The organism is uncultured Campylobacter sp. (assembly GCF_937997595.1).
Taxonomy (GTDB): domain Bacteria; phylum Campylobacterota; class Campylobacteria; order Campylobacterales; family Campylobacteraceae; genus Campylobacter_B.
The window spans coordinates 1-2,600 of record NZ_CALKTS010000362.1; the positions used below are offsets into that span (position 1 = coordinate 1).

General features: G+C 52.2%; 2 protein-coding genes. Both read right to left on the bottom strand.

Going from position 1 to position 2,600, the window contains the following annotated elements; translation table 11 throughout:
• Positions 1-1,041 (bottom strand): sodium-dependent transporter (locus Q0614_RS12340; RefSeq protein WP_298789049.1); only part of this gene is annotated, 1,041 nt, incomplete at its 3' end.
• Between the two features lie 9 nt (positions 1,042-1,050).
• Positions 1,051-2,600 (bottom strand): ribosome silencing factor (gene rsfS, locus Q0614_RS12345; RefSeq protein WP_298789051.1); only part of this gene is annotated, 1,550 nt, incomplete at its 5' end.

The following is a 2,600-nucleotide window of genomic DNA, read 5'->3' on the forward strand; positions in this document are numbered from 1 at the left end:
CGTTGAAAAGCCGAAGCGCTCCTCGACGAAATTTATGATGACCTGATAGATCGTGATTGACGTCGTAAGCGCGGCGATGAGCAGGATCGAGAGAAAGACCACCGCGACGGCGTTGCCGAACGGCATGTGCGAAAACGCGATCGGCAAGCTCTTAAAAACCAGCGACGAGCCGCTGCTCGGCTCAAGCCCCGCGCTAAAGAGCGATGGGAAGATCATAAAGCCCGCAAGCACGGCGATGAGGGTGTTTACGACTGCGGTGATGGTGGCCGTTTGCATCAGCTTCTCGTCTTTATTGAGGAAGCTAGACAGCGTGATCATCACGCCGAAACCGAGCGAGAGCGCGAAAAAGACCTGACCCAAAACGTCGATCAAAAGCTTGGGCGTGATCTTTGCAAAATCGACGCCGAGATAAAATTTCACGCCCTCCTTTGCGCCCTCAAGCGTTAAATTTGTAAGAATTACGGCGATGAAGCATAAAAATAGCGCGGGCATTAGAAATTTTACAAATTTTTCGATCCCCTCGATGATGCCGTTTTTCAAAATGTACCAGTTGATCGCTATGAAAACGAGCGTGTAAGCTCCGACGCCGAGCGGGCTATTTTCGATGTGATCTGCGTAGAATTTCTGCGTGAATGCGGGGTCTGTGATTCGCGCGGAGAGGTCGAAGTTGCCGCTTACGATGTTTACGATATAGGTTAGCACCCAGCCGCCGAGGACCATATAATAGGCCAAAATTCCAAACGCGCCGATTACGCCCATGATGCCTACGATTTTCCATGCTGGCTTTATGCGCGAGCCGTCCTTTTTAGGCGCTGCGAAGGCATCGACGCAGTTTCTTAGCGCACGGCGTCCGATGACGTTTTCTACCAAGATCATCGGGATCCCAAGCACGATCATCGCGATGCAAAATATGAGCACGTAGGCGCCGCCGCCGTTTTCCCCGACTAAATACGGAAACCTCCACGTGCAGCCAAAGCCGATCGTGGCGCCCGCGACGGTTAATATATATGTGAGCTTGCTGCTCCAGGTCTGTCTCGGCACGCTCCCTCCTTAAAATTGCTCTTTTTTGAGCTTGTCGAGGAAGTCCTCGATATTGTATTTGGCGCGGTAAGTCTCGCTGATGAGATGGACTATGATGTCGCCGAGATCGACGACGCTCCACTCATCGCCGCTTTCGATAGCCAAAAACTCCTCCCCAAGCGGCTTAAGCACGCTTTTTAGCTCCTCGATGAGCGAGGCTGCGTGGCGGGCGGTCAGCATAGTAGCGATAACTACGAATTTCGCGATGTATTCGCGCCCCTCCATATCGATGATCTGGACATCTTCAGCTTTCTTTTCGTTTAAAATTTCGGCGATCCGCTCCGCCCTTTGCTTTGGATCTTGCATATCTTTCCTTTTATAAAATTTTATGACCTCTGCTGCGATCTTGGGCGGGATTTCGCCTTTGAAATCTCGCCTAAAACCGCTTGAGCTCGCATCCACGGCAACCTCGATCCGCCTTAAGCTCGCCCACTGCCGCGGGATCTCGTAACCGGGCCTCGTAAGCACTACAAACTCCACTAATTTCTGCAACTCGCCAAAATCGCGCCATTTATGAAGCTCGGCTAAATTGTCGGCACCCACGACGATGTAGAACTTTGAGACTGTATCCGTGCCGCTTGCACTATTTGCTTTGCTTGCTTCATCTGCACTACTTACATCGCTCGCGTCATCCGCGTCATCTGCGCCGCCTGTGTCGCCTGCACTATTTGCGCTACCCAGGCAATTTACGCCGCCTGTGCCGCCTACACCATTTGCGTCATTTACATCACCTGTATCAGCAATGCAATTTGCATTGCCGCTTGAAATTTCGCTTGCGCTTGAAATTTTGTCCGCGTTTAAAATTTTACTCGCATCGTTTGCGCTACCCGCCTTATTTCTACCGTCGGCCGAAATCTCACCCGCCTTGCTTTGTGAAATCCCGCCCGTTTCGCTTTCGCTGCCGACCGAAATTTGATCCGCCGTGCCACCTCGCAGAGCTTCGTTTTTTGCGTTAGCGGCGATACTTGTCCCACCCGTGCTATCGGCGGAGCAGGCGTCGCCGCCTAGAATTTTACCTATATCGCACGACAAAGTCCCGTTCGTCTTCTCGGGTAAAATTTCGTCTGCACTGCCTAGAGTATAGGCACTGGTAGAAATTTTATTCGCAATATTTGCGCCATTAGGTAAAGCTCTATCCGTTACGGCTACCGGGGTTTCACCCGTTCCGCCTGTCGTCTCCGTCGCGATTTTGCCGTTTCCGCCGTATTTTTCGAGCAGAAATTTTACGCTTTGTATCGTGGGTACTGGCACGTTTTGCGAAATTTCATAATCGCTCACCTCTACGTGCGGGGCGTCGCTCCACAGTGCGCGGCACCATCTAAGCCGCAGCTGCGGCGGCGCCGAAAAGCTCTTTTTAAACGGGTTTAGAAACGACGGCATTATGATCAGCAAATCGGGCTTCAGGCTGGATAAAATCGCCTTTACCGCGGCGTCGTGTCCTGCGTGCGGCGGATCGAAACTGCCGCCGAAAAGAGCGATCTTCACGCACCCACTCCGCGCCGTTTCATGCCGCAAAATTT